Annotated in this window: 18 protein-coding genes, 1 riboswitch and 1 other annotated feature; of the genes, 6 read left to right on the top strand and 12 right to left on the bottom strand. The window is 46.4% G+C overall.

Annotated features, from left to right (window positions below; genetic code table 11):
• Window positions 1-123: 123 nt before the first annotated feature.
• Window positions 124-1065: a putative sporulation protein YtxC gene (gene ytxC, locus PCH02S_RS30055; protein WP_164819788.1), complete on the bottom strand. Its 942-nt coding sequence runs from the start codon at window positions 1063-1065 to the stop codon at window positions 124-126.
• Window positions 1066-1259: 194 nt separating this feature from the next.
• On the opposite strand from ytxC, the gene PCH02S_RS30050 reads away from it, so the two are divergent.
• Window positions 1260-2360 (top strand): GGDEF domain-containing protein, encoded by a 1101-nt coding sequence (locus PCH02S_RS30050; protein ID WP_127457779.1) that lies wholly within the window; start codon window positions 1260-1262, stop codon window positions 2358-2360.
• 56 nt (window positions 2361-2416) lie between these two features.
• Here PCH02S_RS30050 and mqnC read toward each other — a convergent pair whose 3' ends face one another.
• From mqnC to metA, 4 genes are all read right to left on the bottom strand, one after another.
• Complete coding sequence (mqnC, locus tag PCH02S_RS30045) at window positions 2417-3553, bottom strand: cyclic dehypoxanthinyl futalosine synthase (RefSeq protein ID WP_127457778.1); 1137 nt, start codon at window positions 3551-3553, stop codon at window positions 2417-2419.
• Between the two features lie 136 nt (window positions 3554-3689).
• Window positions 3690-4862, bottom strand: a complete 1173-nt coding sequence (locus tag PCH02S_RS30040) for a trans-sulfuration enzyme family protein (RefSeq protein ID WP_127457777.1) — start codon at window positions 4860-4862, stop codon at window positions 3690-3692.
• The gene (locus PCH02S_RS30035) at window positions 4862-6028 is read right to left on the bottom strand and encodes an aminotransferase class I/II-fold pyridoxal phosphate-dependent enzyme (protein ID WP_276562821.1); all 1167 of its coding nucleotides are present in this window, start codon (window positions 6026-6028) and stop codon (window positions 4862-4864) included. The genes PCH02S_RS30040 and PCH02S_RS30035 overlap by 1 nt, the downstream gene beginning before the upstream one ends.
• Before the next feature lie 34 nt (window positions 6029-6062).
• Window positions 6063-7007: a homoserine O-acetyltransferase MetA gene (gene metA / locus PCH02S_RS30030; protein ID WP_127457776.1), complete on the bottom strand. Its 945-nt coding sequence runs from the start codon at window positions 7005-7007 to the stop codon at window positions 6063-6065.
• Between the two features lie 103 nt (window positions 7008-7110).
• Window positions 7111-7240: riboswitch (SAM riboswitch) on the bottom strand.
• A gap of 220 nt (window positions 7241-7460) precedes the next feature.
• On the opposite strand from metA, the gene PCH02S_RS30025 reads away from it, so the two are divergent.
• Both PCH02S_RS30025 and corA read left to right on the top strand, forming a co-directional pair.
• Window positions 7461-7688: a hypothetical protein gene (locus tag PCH02S_RS30025; RefSeq protein ID WP_127457775.1), complete on the top strand. Its 228-nt coding sequence runs from the start codon at window positions 7461-7463 to the stop codon at window positions 7686-7688.
• Between the two features lie 300 nt (window positions 7689-7988).
• Window positions 7989-8924 (top strand): magnesium/cobalt transporter CorA, encoded by a 936-nt coding sequence (gene corA / locus PCH02S_RS30020; protein WP_127457774.1) that lies wholly within the window; start codon window positions 7989-7991, stop codon window positions 8922-8924.
• A 63-nt stretch (window positions 8925-8987) separates the two neighbouring features.
• Here corA and tyrS read toward each other — a convergent pair whose 3' ends face one another.
• Window positions 8988-10244: a tyrosine--tRNA ligase gene (gene tyrS / locus PCH02S_RS30015; protein ID WP_127457773.1), complete on the bottom strand. Its 1257-nt coding sequence runs from the start codon at window positions 10242-10244 to the stop codon at window positions 8988-8990.
• Between the two features lie 55 nt (window positions 10245-10299).
• Window positions 10300-10572 (bottom strand) — a binding site (T-box leader).
• Between the two features lie 52 nt (window positions 10573-10624).
• A complete protein-coding gene (locus PCH02S_RS30010; RefSeq protein ID WP_127457772.1) occupies window positions 10625-11638 on the bottom strand; it encodes an HRDC domain-containing protein in 1014 nt (337 codons plus the stop codon).
• A 196-nt stretch (window positions 11639-11834) separates the two neighbouring features.
• Between PCH02S_RS30010 and PCH02S_RS30005 the strand changes: the two genes are divergently transcribed.
• Window positions 11835-12128: a DUF3055 domain-containing protein gene (locus tag PCH02S_RS30005; RefSeq protein WP_127457771.1), complete on the top strand. Its 294-nt coding sequence runs from the start codon at window positions 11835-11837 to the stop codon at window positions 12126-12128.
• 58 nt (window positions 12129-12186) lie between these two features.
• A complete protein-coding gene (locus PCH02S_RS30000; RefSeq protein ID WP_174806842.1) occupies window positions 12187-12495 on the top strand; it encodes a hypothetical protein in 309 nt (102 codons plus the stop codon).
• 54 nt (window positions 12496-12549) lie between these two features.
• Here the strand turns inward: PCH02S_RS30000 and PCH02S_RS29995 are convergent, their stop codons facing one another.
• Window positions 12550-14034 (bottom strand): tagaturonate epimerase family protein, encoded by a 1485-nt coding sequence (locus tag PCH02S_RS29995; RefSeq protein WP_127457770.1) that lies wholly within the window; start codon window positions 14032-14034, stop codon window positions 12550-12552.
• A gap of 177 nt (window positions 14035-14211) precedes the next feature.
• Between PCH02S_RS29995 and PCH02S_RS29990 the strand changes: the two genes are divergently transcribed.
• Window positions 14212-15060 carry a helix-turn-helix domain-containing protein gene (locus PCH02S_RS29990; RefSeq protein ID WP_127457769.1) on the top strand — a complete coding sequence of 283 codons (849 nt, stop codon included), beginning with the start codon at window positions 14212-14214 and terminating at the stop codon, window positions 15058-15060.
• A gap of 136 nt (window positions 15061-15196) precedes the next feature.
• Here the strand turns inward: PCH02S_RS29990 and PCH02S_RS29985 are convergent, their stop codons facing one another.
• The 4 genes from PCH02S_RS29985 to PCH02S_RS29970 all read right to left on the bottom strand — a co-directional run bounded on the left by PCH02S_RS29985 (window position 15197) and on the right by PCH02S_RS29970 (window position 20455).
• Entirely contained in the window at window positions 15197-16075 is an 879-nt protein-coding gene (locus PCH02S_RS29985; RefSeq protein WP_127457768.1) for a 5'-3' exonuclease, read from the bottom strand.
• Between the two features lie 117 nt (window positions 16076-16192).
• Window positions 16193-16735 (bottom strand): NADPH-dependent FMN reductase, encoded by a 543-nt coding sequence (ssuE, locus tag PCH02S_RS29980; protein WP_127457767.1) that lies wholly within the window; start codon window positions 16733-16735, stop codon window positions 16193-16195.
• A gap of 159 nt (window positions 16736-16894) precedes the next feature.
• Window positions 16895-20143 carry a glycosyltransferase family 39 protein gene (locus PCH02S_RS29975; RefSeq protein ID WP_127457766.1) on the bottom strand — a complete coding sequence of 1083 codons (3249 nt, stop codon included), beginning with the start codon at window positions 20141-20143 and terminating at the stop codon, window positions 16895-16897.
• A gap of 84 nt (window positions 20144-20227) precedes the next feature.
• Complete coding sequence (locus PCH02S_RS29970; RefSeq protein WP_127457765.1) at window positions 20228-20455, bottom strand: DUF7667 family protein; 228 nt, start codon at window positions 20453-20455, stop codon at window positions 20228-20230.
• Between the last annotated feature and the right edge of the window lie 118 nt (window positions 20456-20573).

Below are 20573 nucleotides of genomic sequence, written 5' to 3'. Positions count from 1 at the left end.
AAACCATCTGTTTCACTGAAGGAGATTGCAGCCTGGTCTCCTCTCTCTGTGCAGTTCTTGCAGAAAGTTCTTGTCTTTGATTAACGCCTTCGTTCATTATTATAATTGGCTCTTCGTTCAAGGTCAAGGGGATAGTTGGTCTTGTTTTTTCGCTTCCCCTAAATAAATGTCACATGTCCGGCAGTAGGAGCACACCGTCGTTCGATCCTCAAAGATCTGCCTAATCGTTTTAATGATCGTCATGTCAGCATCTCTCGTGTGAATATAGATATTTGCAGGAGATACCGTTATCAACGTGCTCACGATCATATCTTCGAAATTAATGTCCTTTTCCAACATTTCCATCTTAAAAGAAGCATCAAATTCATTGGCATCAATGAGTTCCATACGATCATTCAAAATAACAAATTCATGCCCGCCTTTGTGAATGAGATGAACAACCGGAATTTTGGCTTCTTGGATATACACAAAATATTGCAAAAGAGAAATAAATTCCTGGTATTGGCGATCCATCATGAATTCGTCTATTGCATATTCCGCGATTTCCCGGAGCTCGTCCGTGTAATCTTGCAAACGGAAATGCAGGAAGCCGTCCAAACTGAGTTTTGAAGTTTCTTCTAGAGCCAACATGAGTTGGTCGACTAAGACTTGTCTGCGCCGCTGGATGCCGAAACTGTTGGTAAGAACAGGGGAGTCCTCTGTCCCTGTGTCTGTATAAACCGTCGGTTTACAGTACCCTTCGATAGCTTCCAAATCTTCCTTGGCATCATATTTAAACTCTTTAATAAGCAAATGACGCAAAATACTTGATTCCTTGTCCGCAATGATGTGATCCGCCAATACACCAGCCAGGTTCGGCAGCATTTGGCGTCGCACAGCTGAAATTTCCCCGTCAGTCAACTTCGATTCCAGGCGGATATATGCATGTGTTTCTGACCATTCGTATGCAATAGTCCATCCACTTTCAACCATATGTAAAAGTTGCAGCTCACGTTCGATTTGAGCGCTCAGCGAACGCACATAGGACTCATCAACCTTCATGATTACGATAGTAAACAGCTCCATACCCTCACTCCTTCCATCAATACATCCTCCTCTTAAGAGTATATGGTCGATAGGTAGGAGATATACAACGAACAAATTGCCATTTCCTTTCAGCATTCTTTATCAAATCTTTAAGTAAAGTTATTCCAATCTCGCAAATTTTCATGCTATGATAATGATCGTAGTGCTTTAGTCTCAAATTGGAGTGAATATCCATGCAAATAGACGCATACCAACTGCACAGACACGCTTGGAACCGCAAGCTGCTGAACACCTACTGGTTCCTTGTCCTGCTTCAACTACCTTTCGAACTTCTCTACTCTTTCACTACAAAAAGAGATGCATCCTTTACATCAGGGCATCTTATTGTCTCCGTCCTCACCATGATCCTCATCCTGCTTTTGCTGGAAACAACCAATAAATTTTATAAACATCAGCTGGATTACCAAATCATAAGCGGCGGTGCGATCTTATCCTTCACCATTATTTACTTCAATTATGAAATAAATCTCGTTATCCTTTATCTTTTGCTTCCCATTTTCGTTTCAATTTTTTACCTGCAATTTTCCAAGATTATATACTCCATAGCTTTATCACTCGTCTCCTTCTCCATTCTTTTTATTGTCAAATTGCGCTTACTCGCAGATTATACCTTCATAGATCTGCTAACGATTTTGCCGGTGCTAACCATTATCTCGATCATTACATTCGGCATTATTAAGCGCGGCGTTGAAATCCTGAACAATTTGCAAATAACAACAGAGTTGAAACAGGAATTATTGATCAAAAATATTATCATGGACAAACTCTCCAAAACTGATGCACTAACCGATTTGTACAATCATATTACCTTCCATGAATACTTGGATGAGCTTATCTTACAAAACGCTTTAGGTCACTTCTGCATTCATATCGCTGTGCTCGACATCGACAATTTCAAGAAAGTCAATGATACCTATGGCCACAGGGCCGGTGATGCCGTCTTGAAAAACGTCAGCAGCACCTTGAAACATCATGTAGGCCTCAATGATTTTGTAGCCCGATATGGCGGTGAGGAGTTCGCTATCATTTTCACAGAGAAAAACACCGATGTGGTGTTTGACTTGCTTGAAAGAATCCGATGGCAAATTTCCCAAATGAAGCAGGAAGAGTTGAACGGCCAAGCCGTCACCATCTCCATCGGGCTCAGCGAGTATCAGCCTGGAACTTCCAAAGAGCTGCTTTTCGCCGGCGCCGATCAATCCTTATACACAGCCAAGAAAACGGGTAAAAATCGAACGATCATTCACACTGCTCCATTGAAGGAAGTGCGATAAGTAACGCATTAAAGCCTCCAACCACGATACAAGTGGAAGGAGGCTTTTTTAAATTATTAGTTCTGCATGACAAAATCTTTATCAATTTTCACGTTTTCGTCATCGAACACACGTAGAATTTGATATTTCGTGTTCCGCTGCGCAGGAATTTTGCCTGCTTGACGGATAATGTCCAGCGTTGAAGTAACGTTGACTTTATGCGTCGTGCCCGCCGCTGATACTACGTTTTCTTCAATCATCGTAGAACCGAAGTCGTTGCAGCCATAGCTCAAAGTCTGTTTACCCACTTCAGGTCCCATTGTAACCCAAGAAGATTGGAAGTTCGGCACATTGTCGAGCATAATCCGGCTAATCGCCAATGTTTTCAAGTATTCTTCAGGCGTTACTTTCTCCGCCTTCATATTCGTATTATCCGGTTGGAACGTCCACGGAATGAACGCAAGGAAACCAGGCGTATTCAGCTTCTGCATCAAGACATCATCTTGTGCATCACGAATGCGCAGCATGTGAAGCGCGCGCTCCTCCATCGACTCGCCAAAACCGATTACCATGGTACCTGTTGTGTGCATACCAATTCTGTGAGCGGTTTGCATGACGTCCATCCAGTCGCGCCAAGAACCTTTAAGCCTGCTGATTTTGCGTCTAGTACGGTCATCCAAAATTTCGGCGCCGCCGCCAGGCAAGGAATCCAGTCCGGCTTCATGCAGTTGGCGAACAACCTCTTCTAAGGATAAGCCGTCTGAAACGTCTTTCATTTTCATAATTTCCGCTGGTGAGAAAGAATGCATCGTAATGTCAAAACGCTTCTTAATCTCACGAAGAATGTTCGTGTAATAGCTGAATGGCAAGTTCGGGTTCGTACCGCCTTGCATCAGAATCTCCGTACCGTTCACATCCAGTGTCTCTTGAATCTTCTGGAAAATCGTCTCGTCCGGCAATACATACCCTTCAGCTGAACCAGGAGCACGATAAAACGCACAGAATCTGCAGTATACATCACAAATGTTTGTATAGTTGATGTTCCGGCCAATAACGAATGTTGTAATCGGGTCCGGATGCCATTTCTTCATAATTTGATTCGCGGTATCGCCAATTTTCTCTATTTGATCGGATTCGAACAGTGTAATGCATTCTTCTACATCAATTCGGCCGCCTGATTGTGCTTTATTTAAAATACGATCGATCGGTTTCACAGCTCTTCACTCCTTTAATTTCTGATGGCTCGTATCCATTTATCGTACCATACTCATGCCAAAAAAGCAGCAAATTGCTGCTTTTCATAAGTAGGAACCTTTTTCAAATATGACTATTCTGGGAATTCCGGAACGTTTAACCGCGAAGTGCTTGCTCCAGATCTTCAATGATGTCTTCGATGTCTTCCAGACCAACCGAATACCGGACCAGACCGTCCGTAATGCCTCGTTGCAGGCGAACTTCCTTCGGCATTGCGGCATGAGACATCATAGCCGGATAGGACAAAATGCTTTCTACAGCGCCTAGAGAAACGGCTACCAGCGGAATACGCACTTTGCTCAGCATCTTTTTCGCTTTCTCGCCGGAACCTACATCAAAGGAAACTACGGCTCCATATCCAAGGGACTGCTTTTCATGAATCTCTCTACGTGGATGGTTCGGAAGGCCCGGGTAATACACGACCTCAACGTCAGGCTGCTCAGACAACCATTGCGCCAATCTTTGAGCACTTTTCTCCGACACTTCCATACGGGCTTTCAAAGTTTTCATCCCGCGGATGAGCAGCCATGAATCTTGAATGCCAAGAACATTGCCTAACCCGTTCTGGATCTGCTTCATTCTGCGGCCCAAGCTATCATTAGCAACTACGGCAAGTCCAGCCAGGACGTCACTGTGTCCGCCCAGGAATTTGGTTGCGCTGTGGAGCACGATATCAATCCCTAGTTCGATCGGACGTTGATGGTAAGGCGTCATGAATGTATTATCCAGCATCGTCAGCAAATCGTGCTCTTTGGCAAAAGCAGCTACTTCCGCGATGTCGGTAATTTTGAGCGTCGGATTGGAAGGCGTCTCCAGGAACACTGCTTTAGTGTTAGAACGCAGCGCTGCACGAACTTGGGCGATATCCGTCATATCAACAAAGGTTGATTCGACACCCATCCGATTCATGATCGTTGTAAGCAAGCGGTATGTACCACCGTACACGTCTTCCGTCACAATCACATGATCTCCTTGTGAAAGAAGCATGAAGGCCGAGGAAATCGCGGCCATGCCGGAAGCAAAGGCGAAGCCGCGGGTTCCTCCTTCGAGTAGGGCAATGTAGTCTTCCAGAGCTTGACGGGTTGGGTTCCCGGAACGTGTATAATCATACTCCGGAGAAACTTCCAAGTCAGCTTGATGGAAAGTTGACGCTTGATATAAAGGCACGCTGGAAGCGCCTGTTGCTTCATCAATCTCAGCGCCAAAATGTATGAGTTTGGTAGCGAATTTGCCATGCGGCTTGCGTTTATCGTTCGGTGAATGGCTCATTACAGGGATTCTCCTTCTAATTCTGCTTGTGCTTGGCTAAGCGCATTCGCTAAATCAGCGATAAGGTCATCCTGATGCTCGATGCCGACAGAGAAACGCAGAAGGCGGTCATCCACGCCGATTTGCTGGCGAATTTCAAGCGGAATATCCGCATGTGTTTGTACAGCCGGATATGTCATCAGCGATTCGACGCCCCCCAAGCTCTCGGCGAAAGCGATAAGCTGAATGTGACGCAGAATCGGCTCAACCAGTCTGGCGTCTTTCACTTTGAAGGAGAAAATTCCTGTGTTTCCGCTCGATTGTTTGTTCTGAATGGCATGACCTGGATGAGATTCCAGTGCCGGGTAGTAAACATCACTGATGAGCGGGTGCTCCAGCAGGAAGTTTGCGATGGCTGTTGCATTTTGTTCATGACGCTCCATACGAAGCGCCAGCGTCTTCATACCTCTCATCAAAAGCCAGCTATCTTGCGGCCCAAGCACGGCTCCAATCGAATTGTGAAGGAAGGCCATTTGCTCTGAAAGCTCCTTGCCCTTGGTTACAATCAAACCGGCAAGCACATCGTTGTGTCCACCCAAATATTTGGTCGCGCTGTGAACGACAATATCTGCCCCCAGCTCTAATGGACGCTGTAAATAAGGAGTCAAAAGCGTGTTATCGACAATGGACACGATGCCTTTCTTACGGGCCCATGTACATACAAGCTCGATATCTGTAATCATCATGAGTGGATTCGTCGGCGTCTCAATGATCAGCCCTTTGGTATTTGAGCGGTAAGCAGATTCCAAACCGTCCAAATCGTTCGTATCTACATACGTAGCCGTGACACCGAAGCGCGACATGATTTTCTCGAGCAGACGGTACGTACCGCCATATAAATCCAAGGAAACAATCAAGTGATCGCCTTGGCTAAAGTAGGCAAAAACCGTTTGCAGGGCTGCCATGCCGGATGAACATGCGAAACCCGCATCTCCGGATTCCAATTGTGCGATCGCATCCTCAAGCACTTTACGAGTTGGGCTTTTGGTACGCGCGTAGTCAAAACCGGTGCTTTGGCCCAGCTTCGGGTGACGGAAAGCAGTAGCTTGATAAACAGGGAAGCTGACAGCTCCGGTTACAGGTTCTTCGATGGAGCCAATTTGGGCGAGACGACTTTCGATTTTCAACAAAGGGAGTTCCTCCTCATGATTTGGGTTCGAATTACAGTTGCGCACTTGCCAGGCTTTCATTGATATTAGCGGTAAGCTCAAATGGCGTTTCTTGGTACACATAATAGTTCAACCAATTGGAGAATAGCAGGTTCGCATGAGCTCTCCAAGTGTTATAAGGCTGCCGGCTAGGATCATTGTTGGGGTAATAATTTTTGGGGATATCAATAGGAAGTCCCTTGCTCACATCCCGATCGTATTCCCATTTCAATGAATTCGCATCATATTCAGAATGGCCCGTAACGAAAATATGCTTGCCATCACGTGTTGCAGCGATATAGACACCGGATTCCTCTGATTCGGATAAAATCTCCAGATCCGGACATCGCTCAATGTCTTCACGACGAACGTCCGTGTGGCGCGATTGCGGCACGTGGAAAATTTCATCAAAACCGCGAAGCAGCTTCGTATTCGGCACCTCTACCGTGTGCGGGAATACACCGAAAATTTTGTTGTCCAGCGCAAATTTACGAACCCCGAAGTGATGATACAAGCCCGCTTGGGCTGCCCAGCAAATATGCAAGGTTGAAGTGACGTTTTCTTTGCTCCAATTCAGGATTTGCGTCAACTCCTCCCAGTAATTCACATCTTCAAACTCCATCTGTTCAACTGGGGCGCCTGTAATAATCATGCCGTCCAGCTTTTCTTCTTTAATATCGTCAAAGGTTTTATAGAACATCTCCAGGTGTTCAACGGAGGTGTTCTTGGAAGTATGAGTTTTCGGATGCAGAAGAACGAATTCCACCTGCAGCGGCGTATTCCCGATCAAGCGCAGCAATTGCGTCTCGGTCGTTTCTTTGGTAGGCATCAAATTCAACAAAGCAATGCGAAGTGGACGTATATCCTGGTGATACGCGACAGATTCGTCCATGGTGAAGATGTTCTCTTGGTTTAAAATTTCTTTGGCAGGCAGGTTGTCAGGAATCTTGATCGGCATCCTGTTCACTCCTCTTCATGGTTTATTATGGGTGTATGAAAATGCAAAAATGGCCTTCTCTGGAATCAGAGAAAGGCCATGGAATGTCACTGTCAATGTCCTTCTCTTATCTCCCAGATTCGCTTTCTACAAGCGGTTCCGCAAGAATTAGCACCGTGCATCCCTTTGCTTGCAAAGGTTTGTCGGTTGCCGGGTGTCATAGGGCTAGTCCCTCCACCTACTCTTGATAAGAAAATGAAACGTATGCGATTAAAATCATCATACTATAAAATAAAGTAAAGTCAAGACATTAACCGATCCTGACAACCTGCAAAACAAAGAAATTGCATCAGGCTGTCCATCTATGATAAAATTGATACGAAATGTATCGTGATTTGGTGTTTAAATAACTCGAAACAGGGTTAAATAAATATCAAACTGATTACATTATCTAACTATTAAAGGGGGTCCATTATGTCCGCACCATCTTCGGATAACTTCTCTGCTTTCGCTTCATTAAATCGATATTTCGCTTTAATTGAAACATCGAAGCCAACCAGGCAACAAGCTGAGGATGCCGCTGCCTTATTATGCAGAGTCTATGGAGCAGAGAGTGAAGAAGATCTGCTGCTCCGAGGTAATCCTGAACTGATTGACATTTATCAAGAAATGAAAGGCAAGATCTTGAAAGCCGCCATGTAATTCATGGCGGTTTTTTTTGACACCGAACAAGCCCTGAATCCATAGAGTATCTAAAGCGCATCCTTACTTGTGGCGCCAAACTTTTTGGCTTGAAACAGGGTATATGAAGGGTTATACTAGACAAGTATTATTCGACACGGACGCAAAAGGGGGGCATACGTTTGGACGGGGAACCGAGGAGTAGCACCTGCAAGTTTTGTAAATTTTATAGTGTAGGAATGCAGTCGGTTATTCCATCATTCGTAGTCTCGCGCACATGATGAACGTAACCGGCTGATTCCATGCAAAGGGGTGGATCAGATGAAAACACGGTGGGTTCAGAATGGCATTTTCACATTGGTCGAAGACGTGTCTGTCGCACTAACACCTCCAGAACAAGGCTTTTATTGGATTGATGCAGGGATCGAGGATTTAGAACTTCTTCAGCCTTTATTCCATCTACATGATTTGGCCGTGGAGGACTGCTTGAGCGAAGAGGAACAGCGTCCTAAGATTGAATTTTATGATTCGCATTATTTTATCGTTATAAATAGCATTCGTTTTGATGATGAGGAAATTTTCCTTCGCGGACTTAATCTATTTCTTAGCAAACATGTCATTATTACTGTTACTAGGCAAAAAATTAATGAACTTCGCGCTTTAAAGCCGTTTCTCTGGGAAGAGGAGGTCAACAGCGCCGACCGTTTCCTATACCATCTAGTCGATCTTGTCGTCGATAATTACGTTGCGGTTGGTGACCGTATCGAGGCCAAGATTGAAAAGCTGGAAGAAGATATTTTGGTAGCGACCAAAAAATCGCATTTGAATGAGATTATCGGACTTCGTTCGGAAATTCTCTGGCTCAAAAAAGTGCTTGTTCCACAGCGCGATGTGATCGGTACGCTCGGCAAGAAGGATCTCAGGTTGATCGACCACCAGCTCCAGAAATATTTTGGCGACATTTACGAGAATGCCGTCAAAATTGTAGATACTTTCGATACGCTCCGCGATCTGATGGGGAACTTACGAGAAGCTTATCAATCCAGCCTGGCGAATCGCGCGAATGATATCATGCGTGTTTTTACCGCGCTGACAACCATTTTCATGCCGCTGACATTCATTACAGGGGTGTTTGGAATGAACTTTGATAACATTCTAGGACTCCATGTGGCTCACGGCGATGAGTTCGTCTTAGCGTTCATGGGTGTGTTAGGGATTGCTATGTATATTTTATTCCGTAAAAAAGAATGGCTATAATAGAAGGATGGGCTTCTTGAAGCAGCAGATCGCTGTTCAAGAGACCCTTTTTTTTGCGTGCAGCTAAACCCGCTTGATTTTCACAAACTTTCGTTTGCCTACCTGAACAATATCGCCATCCTGCGGCTGGAGTGTTTCATCGATATTCGTCATCTTCGTTTCATTGATTTTCACCGCACCTTGCTCAATACTGCGTCTAGCCTCTGCATTGGAGGCCTGCAGCCCCATAGAAACAAGCAGCTTAATAATGGAGATCTGGCCAGCATCGAGCAGCTCCTCACTGATCTGCATCTCTTCGATATCCTCAGGCAGCGCCCGCTTCTGAAAGACCGTAATGAAATGCTGCTCAGCCTCTTGAGCGGCTTCCGCACCATGATACATACGCACATATTCCTTCGCCAGCTTCATCTTGGCATCTCTTGGATGGATGGAGCCCGCTTCCAATCCCTCTTTCAACCCCTGAAGCTCTTCGCTTGAGATCGCAGTCGTTAGCTCATAATATTTCAGCATAAGCGAATCCGGAATCGACATCGTTTTGCCGAAAATTTCATTCGGGGCCTCATCGATACCGATGTAATTTTTCAAGCTTTTGCTCATCTTCTGCATGCCATCCAGCCCTTCGAGCAGCGGCATCAGAATAGCCACTTGGCCGTCTTTCATCTCATAGGCGCCTTGCAGCGTGCGTCCCATCAGAATGTTAAACGTCTGATCCGTACCGCCAAGCTCAATATCGGTCTCCAGTGAAACGGAATCATAGCCTTGCATTAACGGGTAGAAAAATTCATGCACATGAATCGGTTGATTGGCCGCGTATCTTTTGGCGAAATCGTCCCGCTCCAGCATCCTCGCCACCGTTACTTTGCCCGCCAGCTTCAGTACATCATCAAATTTCAGTTCACCCAGCCAACTAGAATTGTAGTAAAAGGTTGTTTTCGTAAAATCCAAAATTTTGGACAGCTGCGTCTGGTATGTCTGCGCATTATGCTGAACATCCTCTTCTGTCAGCTGCTTGCGCGTTTCCGACTTCCCTGTTGGATCGCCAATCCGCCCCGTGAAATCTCCGATGATCAGTTGAACTTCATGGCCTAACTCTTGAAATTGGCGAAGCTTTTGCAAGACAACCGTATGCCCAATGTGAATATCAGGAGCGGATGGATCCAAGCCCAACTTCACTTTCAACGGTTTCCCCGTCACAATTGCCCGGGTAATTTTTTGCTTCAGCGCATCCTCCGGTATGATCTCAGCCGCACCACGTTTAATGATTTGCAGCTGGCGCTCGACTTCCTGCCTTTGTGCATCGGTTAATTCGATCCCCGTCATCTCGCAATCCCTCCTCATCGTTATTAAAAAAACAAAAAGACAACCCAATCGTCCACAAAGGGACGAGACGGTTGTCTCGCGGTACCACCCTAATTAAAGCGAAGGATCTGCGACTCTCATTCGCAGCCTTCTCTTTCACTTAGTCATTGTAACGGCATCGAATGCCGGGTATAAGCTACTGATGCTCTCAAACGGAGCATGTTCCCTCAACCAACTCGGAACGGTAATTCGGAGCCATGCTTGCATCGGTTTGCACCTTCCACCGACTCTCTGCAACAGCGGCATTTCTCCTACTAAGGGCATAACCCCAGTTCGTCATCGCTTTGATTGCTATTAAGATTATTGACCATTTAATCATATCTGCCTCAGCTCTGTCAATACTAGCTTGCAGCTTGCGCGCTCATGCTTTCCTTGTCCTTGCGAAAACGCAATCGCAGCAATCGCAGCCATTCATAAGCACGGTCGAGCTCTTTGCCTTTCAGCTCTTCCGTACTGCCCATACGCTGAAGAACCGGCTTCAAATAACGGTCGCCTTCGGATTCAAAAGCGTTCCATGCTTTGATCTGTTCCTCCTCCGGGACCAAAGCCAGTTCTGCTTCCACCAGCAGATCCATATCATAGCCTTCGCGGTCCAGTTCCTCTACCCACAACAGAAGCTCTCTGCGCGGCATCGTCAAATCGGTTTGAAGATCAGCCAAGCTGCCTCCGCGAGCCGTAATCTCAAGCAGCTTGCGTTTGCTAACCTCGCGATCCAGCTCCATACGCAGCTTCTGCTCCTTCTGGGCGAGGAGCCATGACTCGAACTTGACGATATCGACGCTCTTGGCAACCCAATCCAGCGGAAAACCATTCGAACGCGTATACTCCGCAGTAATTTTTAAAATATCCCCTGCATACATATTGGTCTTCTGCTCGCCAAAGCCGGGGATTTGCTGAAGTTCTTCCTTACTTTGGGGTAAGAAAACAGATATCATGCGCAGCACCCGGTTCGTGGCGAGAATGTACGGCGCTTTGCCTTCGCGCGAGGCTTGTTCGCGTCTCCATGCACGAAGCTGCTCGTACACTTCTTCGCTTGGATTTTCTTCACAATAATAAGTCAGCATCTGCGTCATCCTCGCTTTGCCAGACAGCGCTTGGGCGGTTTCCAGCTCCGAGCTCACGATGGGACGAAAGCCGCTGCGAAACTTCTCGCGCAAACCATGACGGAAGGTGCTTAGCATCTCATCCCAGCTCATCCCCTGATACCACTGATCTTGCTGCAGCTTGCCCGCACTGTCGGGCTCGTTCCAGAACACATTCCACACGCCCTGCTCTTCAGCAATCGACACCTGCGCAGATAATACGCGATGATCCCCCGTTTCTTTCTCCAATGTGTTCAAAAAAACAATGTTCATACTTACCTCCTCCAAACGTCTACGAAAATAGGTTAAGAAAAACGAAAAAGCACCCCTTCAGCTAGGCTGAAAAGGTGCTTCCCTTTTTCCAATATCCAAATCATACCATGTTTGTAAGATGGGCGCAACCTATGTTTTGTTGACAAGCCTATTTCGGTTATAATGAAAGACATACCAGAATGAAAAGAGGGCCCTTATGTCTGATTATGACTTTTTATACGACCATCAAGAAGAGACGACAACGCGTTTTGTATGCTTCGTCGGCAATGCGCTGCACCGTTTTGACCTAGCGATCATGACAACAACCCGTTATTACGGCAAAAAACTAGTCATTGATTTACAATCAGGACGCAGTGCGGTAATTGGTCCGGATGACTTGGCCGAAGAGGGATACCTCGAGTACGCCTTCAAGCTCAATGAAGAACAAGCATTGGAACTGAATGGATTTTTATCGCAAATTATCGGTTCCATTCATTTCACGGATATTTAACGGATCAGCGGGGGACACTGGAAAAAGCATGCGCAACCCAGATGAGGAGGCATTTTCCATGAGTGTTGAAGAATCCGCGAAAGATAAGTATACCGAAACAAAGGGGTTCATCCCCGAGCAGCGAGATGTATACGCCGATTTGGAGACGGTCGAATCTCAGCGAAACGACCTGATCCCCGAGGAATTTCCCGAAGGCCCTTATGGCACAAGCCTAAACACGGAATCGCTGGGAAAAAGCACGCCTTGGCGTAAAGATCAGCGCCCGCCGAACCGGTTTTCCTATGAAAATCATGAGCTGCACGAAGGGCTCAAACGGGATTATCCTGGCGCAGATGATAACCGGAATGAACCTTTGAATCAAGAATAAGAAAGAGGCAATCTTCAAGCAGATTAAAACGCTTGTGGATTGCCTCTTTTTTAATTATTTACCCAGCAGCTCCAAATGTCTGCCAATATGATGACGCAAACCTTCAGCGAAGACATCTTCCTGCTCCGTCATCGTCCGGAAGAATTCATCAGCAAATTGTTTGCTGCCATCGGCATTTTTTGCTTGCAGCAGCAGGCCGTATGTGATGTGCAGCAATTGGCGCGCATTGTTTTCTTCCATGTAGTTTGGCAGCTCGGCATCCGCGACTTCAGCAAGCGGAACGATGGCATTGATGTCCGTCGTCACGTGATAATACGCTGTCGCTTCTGTGAAATGATCCAATGCAAATTGATGCATGCGGCGATACAGGGAAGGGTTCACTTTTGCTACAACACGTACCGCTTCGAGCCAATTTGTACCTGCCGTTTTGATGTGGAACAAACCTTTCCTGTATTGCCCGATTAGCGGGAACACACTGAACTTGTCGCTACCGGAGTGAATGCTCAGCTTGTATTCAAAATGCACGGCAATCGCCGCATGGCTCGCCAGCTCACGTTCAAATTGCGCGATATCGCCAATGTAGTCGATCCCTTTTTGGAATTCTCCGCAGAAGCGCGGCGCCATGCTGAAAATGGTAACTCCACGGTCACGAAGCTCGTTCGCTACCAAGTAGTGGGCTTCAGGTGATGTCGGTGTAGCCGTCTCATCAATCGAAATTTCAAAATCAACCGCGCGATCCAAAGTTGCAATATATTTGCGATAAATAGCTTCCATGAAATTAATGGCTGCATCGTAGATCAGCACATCTTTTTGAAGCGCTTCGCGCGTGTAGTTAAGAGCTGCACCCGGTACATTAGCAGGCGTCTCCAAGTAACGTTTCTCATAATGCTCACGCAAGCCAGCTGGCAAAGCCGCATACTTAACTGCAACCTCATCCGCGGACAACGTTTCAATCGTGTTGTCGATGTTCTCGGAGCAATCGAGCGTCAGCATCGTAAAGCCAAGACGCAGTGCATACTCAATGTCTTCCTCTTTTTTCAAATGGTCGCCGTCTGCGCCATAGCCATCTTTGTAGCCTTCTTGGAAAACCGCATAAGCAGCCGCGTCCAAAACATCCTCATAGGTTCTGCCTGTAAGCGCAAGCTCACGAATACTTTGTTGTGCGAGCACGGGACGGATATCTTTGCCGCGAATCGTTTGAATATGTCCAGGGCTTGCAATACCAAGGCGATCGCCCAGCCCCATCGTAGCTACCTGCGTGCCAAATGCTTGCGGGGCTGTATAAGGCAAAAATTGATTTAGTGTCAAACGATTCTCGTGCGTTAATGGAGCAACTTTCGCGCCATCCACAACTTCACCGTTTAATTGATTGAACAAATCACTCTCACCAACTGCAACCAGCCGCTTTCCAGCCTCCGTGCGCACCATAAGAAGTGAAGTGTTTCCAATTTGTGTAAAAGATGACCCATATACTTTAACGCCTGGCGCTGATAACGTTGCTGTATTTCCCGATTTGATTGCGTCTATAAGCTCTTTCATTCCCTGTGTTCCTCCCTTATTTTGCAAACGTTTGCTATTTTCTTATAGCTTAATCATATCGCAAGTTAGGAGCGTTTTCTCTTCATCTATTCCTATTTTCAAGGAAAACTATTCATATTTTTCACTGCGCTTATGTTATACTTTCATTACAACAACTTGAACAAAAGGAGTACTCAGATGCCCAGTACCGTCACCTTCGGCAATGAGGATGAAGGCCCATTTTACATTCAACATATTCATCGTAATGGATCGTTCGAGAGAACACAGCACATGCATGATATGTATGAACTCTATTATTTGTACGAAGGTGAGCGCATGTATTTCATTCGGGACCGCTCGTATCTCATCCTTCCGGGAGACCTGGTGCTCATTAATCGGCGCGAACTTCACGCTACTTCGGATTCCGATAAGCTTGGGCATGCGCGTGTCGTGATGAATTTCAGCGATCACTTCCTGGAAAGCATGAAATCCGATGCTCCTTTCCTGCTCGATGCCTTCACGCATACTGCGCCTGTGCTTAGGCTCGATCTCCCGACCCGTCGATTTGTCGAAGACATTCTCGGCAAAATGATTCATGAAGCGAAAGAACCTCAGCTTGGGCAATCCTTCGCTTTGCGTCATTTCCTGATCGAGCTGCTGCTGTTCACGACACGTTTTATTCGTCAGCATCCGGTCACATCACCTGAGCATGTCTCTCCTTTACATCGAAAAATATCAACGATCGTGCGTTATATCAACACCCATTTTGCCGAAATTTTGCGATTGGAAGAGCTTGCGGAAAGATTTGAGATCAGCCCGGCGTATTTAAGCCGTATGTTCAAGGAAATTACCGGATTTTCACTGGTCGAATATATCAATCTTGTTCGTGTCCAGGAAGCGCAAAGGCTGCTGACGGAGAGCAAAATGAAAGTCATCATGATTGCTGAGCAGGTCGGCTTCGGCTCCTTGGTCCAGTTCGGCCGTGTTTTTCGGCAGATTACCAAAACGACGCCCCTTCGCTACCGGCAATCGGCGATACAATTCTGAGGGAAGCAGCTCATTTCTCGCCAAAAACGATAAGAAGCAGCATTAGGGCTGCTCGTTGAACAGCTTGCTCGCTTATGCTAACACGCGCAAAATGGAGGATGCCGATTCCTATTCGGCACCCTCCCTTCGTTTTATATTAACCGATTAACTTAATTAATCCCTTGTAAGCAATCTCCTCGAACTTCGCAATCACTTTCTCCCGCTCCATCGCCCAACCGCAGTCCTCAAGCGCACAGGCAACAGGCGCATCCAGGCGAATCGTCGCCAAGTCACGCGATAAATGCAGCATCTCGAGCTCCGCTTCGATTTTTGCGCGCACCCCTTTTGGCAGTGACGCCAAATTTTCCAAAATGCCTCCAATATCCTGGTACTCGTTGAGCAGCTTGGTCGCTGTTTTCTCGCCAATCCCTTTGACACCTGGGTAGTTATCCGCCGTGTCGCCGGTTAGACCTTTCAGATCAATAATCTGCGCAGGCGTCAGACTTTTTTCTTCCATCAGCGTTTCCAGCGTATAAACCATGTAGTTGGAGTGCCCTTTTTTCATAATAATAACTTCCGTGCTCTCATTCACAAGCTGGAGCATATCATGATCTCCGGTCAAAATTTGAACTTTCGTCAGCGGGCTGTATGTACGGGCCAGTGTTCCGATGCAATCGTCAGCTTCATAACCGGCAACACCAATGTTCGGAATGTTAAAGCTAGCTGTAACCTCTTTCACTAAATCAAACTGCGGAATTAACTCCTCCGGCGCAGGTCCGCGATTCGCTTTGTATGCTTCAAATTTCTCCGTGCGGAATGTTTTACTCCCCATATCCCAGCAGCACACCACGTGGGAAGGCTTAAAGGTTTGAATCGCATCAAGTAAATATTTCAGAAAACCGTATACCCCGTTAATCGGCACGCCGGTTTCTGTTCGCATAATATAACCGCTCGATGAAGTCGCGTAATAACCGCGAAATAATAACGCCATCCCGTCAACAAGCAGCACGGAACCAGATGAATTCTCTGACAACATAATCGCTCCTATCCAAATAAATATATGTTCAGTATAGCACGGCAGCGCTCTTCCCGGCACAAAAAACCACCATCAGTAAAAGTTACCAATGGCGGTTTACGTCAACTCTATTCCAATTTATCGGCTGGTATGCCACTTAATTTCTTGTATGAACTGCGTGACGGATTGGTGTAACCTTGTTGATATTTCATCCTCAAGAATGGCTTGTCCTTGTTCGCCCCAAGTCACCTGTTTATCGAGCACATACACACCTTGCAAAATATTTTGTGCACCCAATGCGGACAGCACCGGTTTAAGCGCGTAATCGATAGCGAGCAAGTGAGAAAGCGTGCCGCCTACAGCTAAAGGGAGAACAATTTTACGCTCCAGCCCCTTTTGTGGGAGCAGGTCAAGGAAGGCTTTTAACACACCGGTATAGGAGGCTTTGTAAACAGGCGTAGCTACGAAAACAGCATCTGCTGCAGCAACAAGCGCGTTCGCGCTCACAATGGCTTCGCTGTCAAACTTGGCGTACAGCAAGTCTTCTGCAGGGATATCGCGCACTTTGATCCAATCTACGGTAAGACCCGCTTGCACCAATTCATTCTTCGCTACTTCAATAACCCCGTGTAATCGGGATGTGGGGGTTGGACTTCCTGAGATAATGACTACCTTCGCCATTTCGTTCACACTCCATTATCGTTTTTTGATAAAAAAGAGACCCCGCTTCCATTGTTCAATGTAAGGTCGGAGTCTCCTGTTGTTTGGTCGACTTTTAATTCATAGTATTTTGCTTGGAATTATCTTACCATCGCCTGTCAGGCACGTCAACCACTTTTCTTAAAAGAAGTTCCAGCCCGGCAGCCACCGGAGGAAGAAGGAATATCTGGATGGAATCATCATACCCGAAAGAATCGGATAGAACAGCGCAAACAAGACGAATACGCCCAGTAAATAGCCGTAAACCCATCTTCTTTTATGAAGCGGACCTTGCTCCAAATAATCTTTGATATAGTAGGTCAGAATGAGCACCAGGAATGGCACCATGGCAAAATAGTGATAAATAAATGTGAGCCTCGGCACCAGCATCCATGGCAAGTATTGGGAACAATAAGCGATTAACAGCATGCGCAGCAGCTTATCTTTCCTCTTCACAGCCACATAGAACGAGCAGATGACTGCGATAAAGCCAGGCCACCAAACCAGCGGATTTCCGAACGAGACGATGCTCGACAACATGCCCTGCGGCATAAACTTGGCTTGATAATACCAGATCGGGCGCAGCATCATCGGCCACTCCCACCAAGGGGAAGAGAACGGATGAGTCGCTACCAAATCCTTATGATACTTGTACATATGCACCTGATAAGTGACGACATCCTTCAACTGATGTCCAGGTCCCGGAACCATCATGAAAGGAATATACGATAGCGTATAAATACCTAACGGAATGATAACAAACGTTAGTACGCACCACAGGAGAGTAAGGATCGTGTTTTTTGCAAATCGTTTCTGCACATGCAGTAATTGGCTGCGCTCTGAATCGGATAGAGCCGGCTTCGTGTCCTCCTCGGTTTCATCCAAAGATGGAATGATCTGCTCTGGATCATCCATGTCCACCTGAATCTGAGATGGCGCTTTATGCGCATCCTCCTGCAGCAAACGCCGAGCGAACCGGTATTCGCTATAACGCTCTAATAAAGATAAAAGCAGCAGAAGGGCTAGGCCGGCACCGCCGTAGATCACGATCCATTTGGAAGCAGCGCCTATTCCGAAAAAGAGGCCGGACAACCCAAGCGGGATTAGTGTGGCCCACAGCTTTTCCCGATAAAAGCTTAGCGTCGTATAGCGGTACATGAAATAGAACATCAGCATGATAAAAAATACGCCGTAAACATCAATCGTCGCAATGCGTGTCTGCGCAAAGTGCATAAAGTCAAACGTTAAGAGGAATGCCGCGATAAAAGCATATTCGGAACGGCCGAACATCCGCTTGGCGAACACATAGATGACGGGTATCATGCCGACCCCGAACAGCGTTCCAATAATACGCCACCCAAACGGGTTGAGCCCGAATATGTAAATGCCGATCGCCATGAGCACTTTACCCAGCGGCGGATGCGTGCTTTCATAAGGCTCTATTTTGTGAAGATGCTCATAGGCCGTTCTTGCGTGATAAATCTCATCAAAGTAAGTCCCGTTCATGTACGTAGGCGTGTACGGTACTATGCTGGATTCATCAAATAAATTCGCTGTTTTTCCTTCATCCGCCGGGTTTATATCCTGCTCTTTCAGGTCATTAATCGGTAAAATGGTCGAATTGCCATCCCCGAAAATCCCGATTTCATGCAGATGCAGCGGTGCATTTTCCTGCCCGTCAATCACCACTTTCACATAACGAGCGTCTTTCATCGGTTCTACTGCGTTCCATGTGAAAACCTTGGTATGATCGGATTTGACAGAGATTTGATCGTGCCACTGCTGGCCATCTTGTGAGAACCAGAAGGAATAGGAACCTTCCCCAACGCCGGCAAAGGTATTAATTCTAGTTATGTTGTGCGAGCTTCCGAGGTCAGCAATGACGGCTTCCCCAGTGGTTGTCGGCTTCCAAAAAGTAGTAGGCGCCTTGTGACCGCCCAGATGGAATAAAGCGATAATGGTGTAAATGACGACCAGTAAGCCTATATATAACGCATCTTTTTTAGAGAAAAAACGTCCCTTCGGGCTTCGTTCTATCCCATCCTTACTCTCTTTGAAAATGGCATTCCAGCGCTCGGTCCACTTGTCCGGGGTCGGGACTTGTGGAATTGGGACGAGCTCATCCTGATTACTCTGTTCTTGTTGTGATTGCACGAAAAGCCTCCATCCCAAAATACATGCATAAACAAATAATATAACATTGATGGCAGATACAGCCAGCATCAAGGGATCATAGCGTGGAATATGATAATCTTGATGAAAACTTCGCAGCAGCACATCCGCGATATTGATGAAATGAGTCAAACTAAAGCCAATAAACAGACCAAGAATACGGCGATCCTTGATATAAATAAAACTCGTAAGAGCTAGCAGCAGCCCGTAATGCAAATAGCGCTCATGCATTTTGGTCATACACATAAAAACAGCCGTTATAAATAAGAAAGCTACATACAAAACGGCACCCTTCTGGCCTTTGCTGCGGATATACAGATAGCAAGTGTACAAGACGGAAAGGATCATGAGCACTATGCCCAATTTTTCATAGGAGATATGTAGGAAACTCTTTTTTATGTCGATAAAGTTGCCGCCTAAGAGCGTCATAAGATTAAACGCATTCAGGGAAGCGTAGGGATAGGAGGCCAGCGTGCCGGAGTAAAGTCCGATTAACCATCCATAACCTCTTCCAATGGCAAAAGGAAGGGCAACTACCGCTATGGTCGTCAAGCCACTGAGCACACTCAGTAGGAATACCATCAAATTGCGCTTGCGTAAAACATCAATGAGCAGAAAAATGCCGAAAAGAAGCGCCTGCGGCTTGAGCAATAAAGCTATGGCGATGAACACAGAAGCTTGAGGCAGCTTCCCGCGCTGCTGCATCAGAAATGTCGTCACAATAAACAGCATAAAAAACGAATCAACCTGTCCCCAAATCGCAGAGTTCGACCAGATCGCAGGATTAAAGGCAAATAAGGCAGCCATTCCTATCGCTTGCAGCCATGATCGCGCGCCGTCGTTCCTGCTGAATGCAAGTCGAAACAACAAATAAACGGTTACGATATCCGCCAGAATGGCAGGGAATTTCAGCAGTAATAACGATTGTCCGCTCTCCCAAGGGATGGACAGCTTGTGGTGCAGCATACCTATAACATACAGAACATACATATAGCCTGGCGGGTAATCCAGGAAATATTCCTTGGCATTGTTATACATGCCGGACAAACCAACCGTATACGCACGGTCCGACCAAGCCAGAAACGTTCGGACATCCGTATCATAGCCTATCCAGATTGGTGCAAGATAGAGTCTTATGAATAGCGCTGTCAGTAGCAGTAAACCCAGAAGTAAGAATTTATAGGGCGCTTCGCCCACTTGCTTGAACCAGCTTACCATGAGGCATCTCCTTAAAAATAGACTACTACCATTATACCCGTCCACTCTCTAGCAGAAAAGGAAAAAAGCACCGACCTCTTTCGGTCAGTGCTTAGGTTCAATCTTTTCAATGCGCTCGCAAATATCATGCAGCCAATCATAATCTCCTGTAAGCGAGGCGCAAAGCGATAAATTTTCTAGTTTTAAACGATTCCAAACATAGGTCGCGTTAGCTTCCATGCACAGCATTAACTCATCCTGCTCTGCTCGCGTTAACTCCCGCGCTCTGCGTAATGTCCATAACTCCGCCATGCGTTGATGAACGGCCAACATGGTTCCAAGACCCTCCTGCTCGATAAGGTGCTAACATTATGCAGTATGGACAAAGTTTGGAGCGCTGAAACAAGCGGGCGACGATAAAATATCTGGCATTGCCTACCACCATCCGATA

The organism is Paenibacillus chondroitinus NBRC 15376 (genome assembly GCF_004000765.1).
Classification (GTDB): Bacteria; Bacillota; Bacilli; order Paenibacillales; family NBRC-103111; genus Paenibacillus_E; species Paenibacillus_E chondroitinus.
Note: the sequence above shows the minus strand (reverse complement) of the source record. Positions and strands in the feature narration are given on the sequence as shown.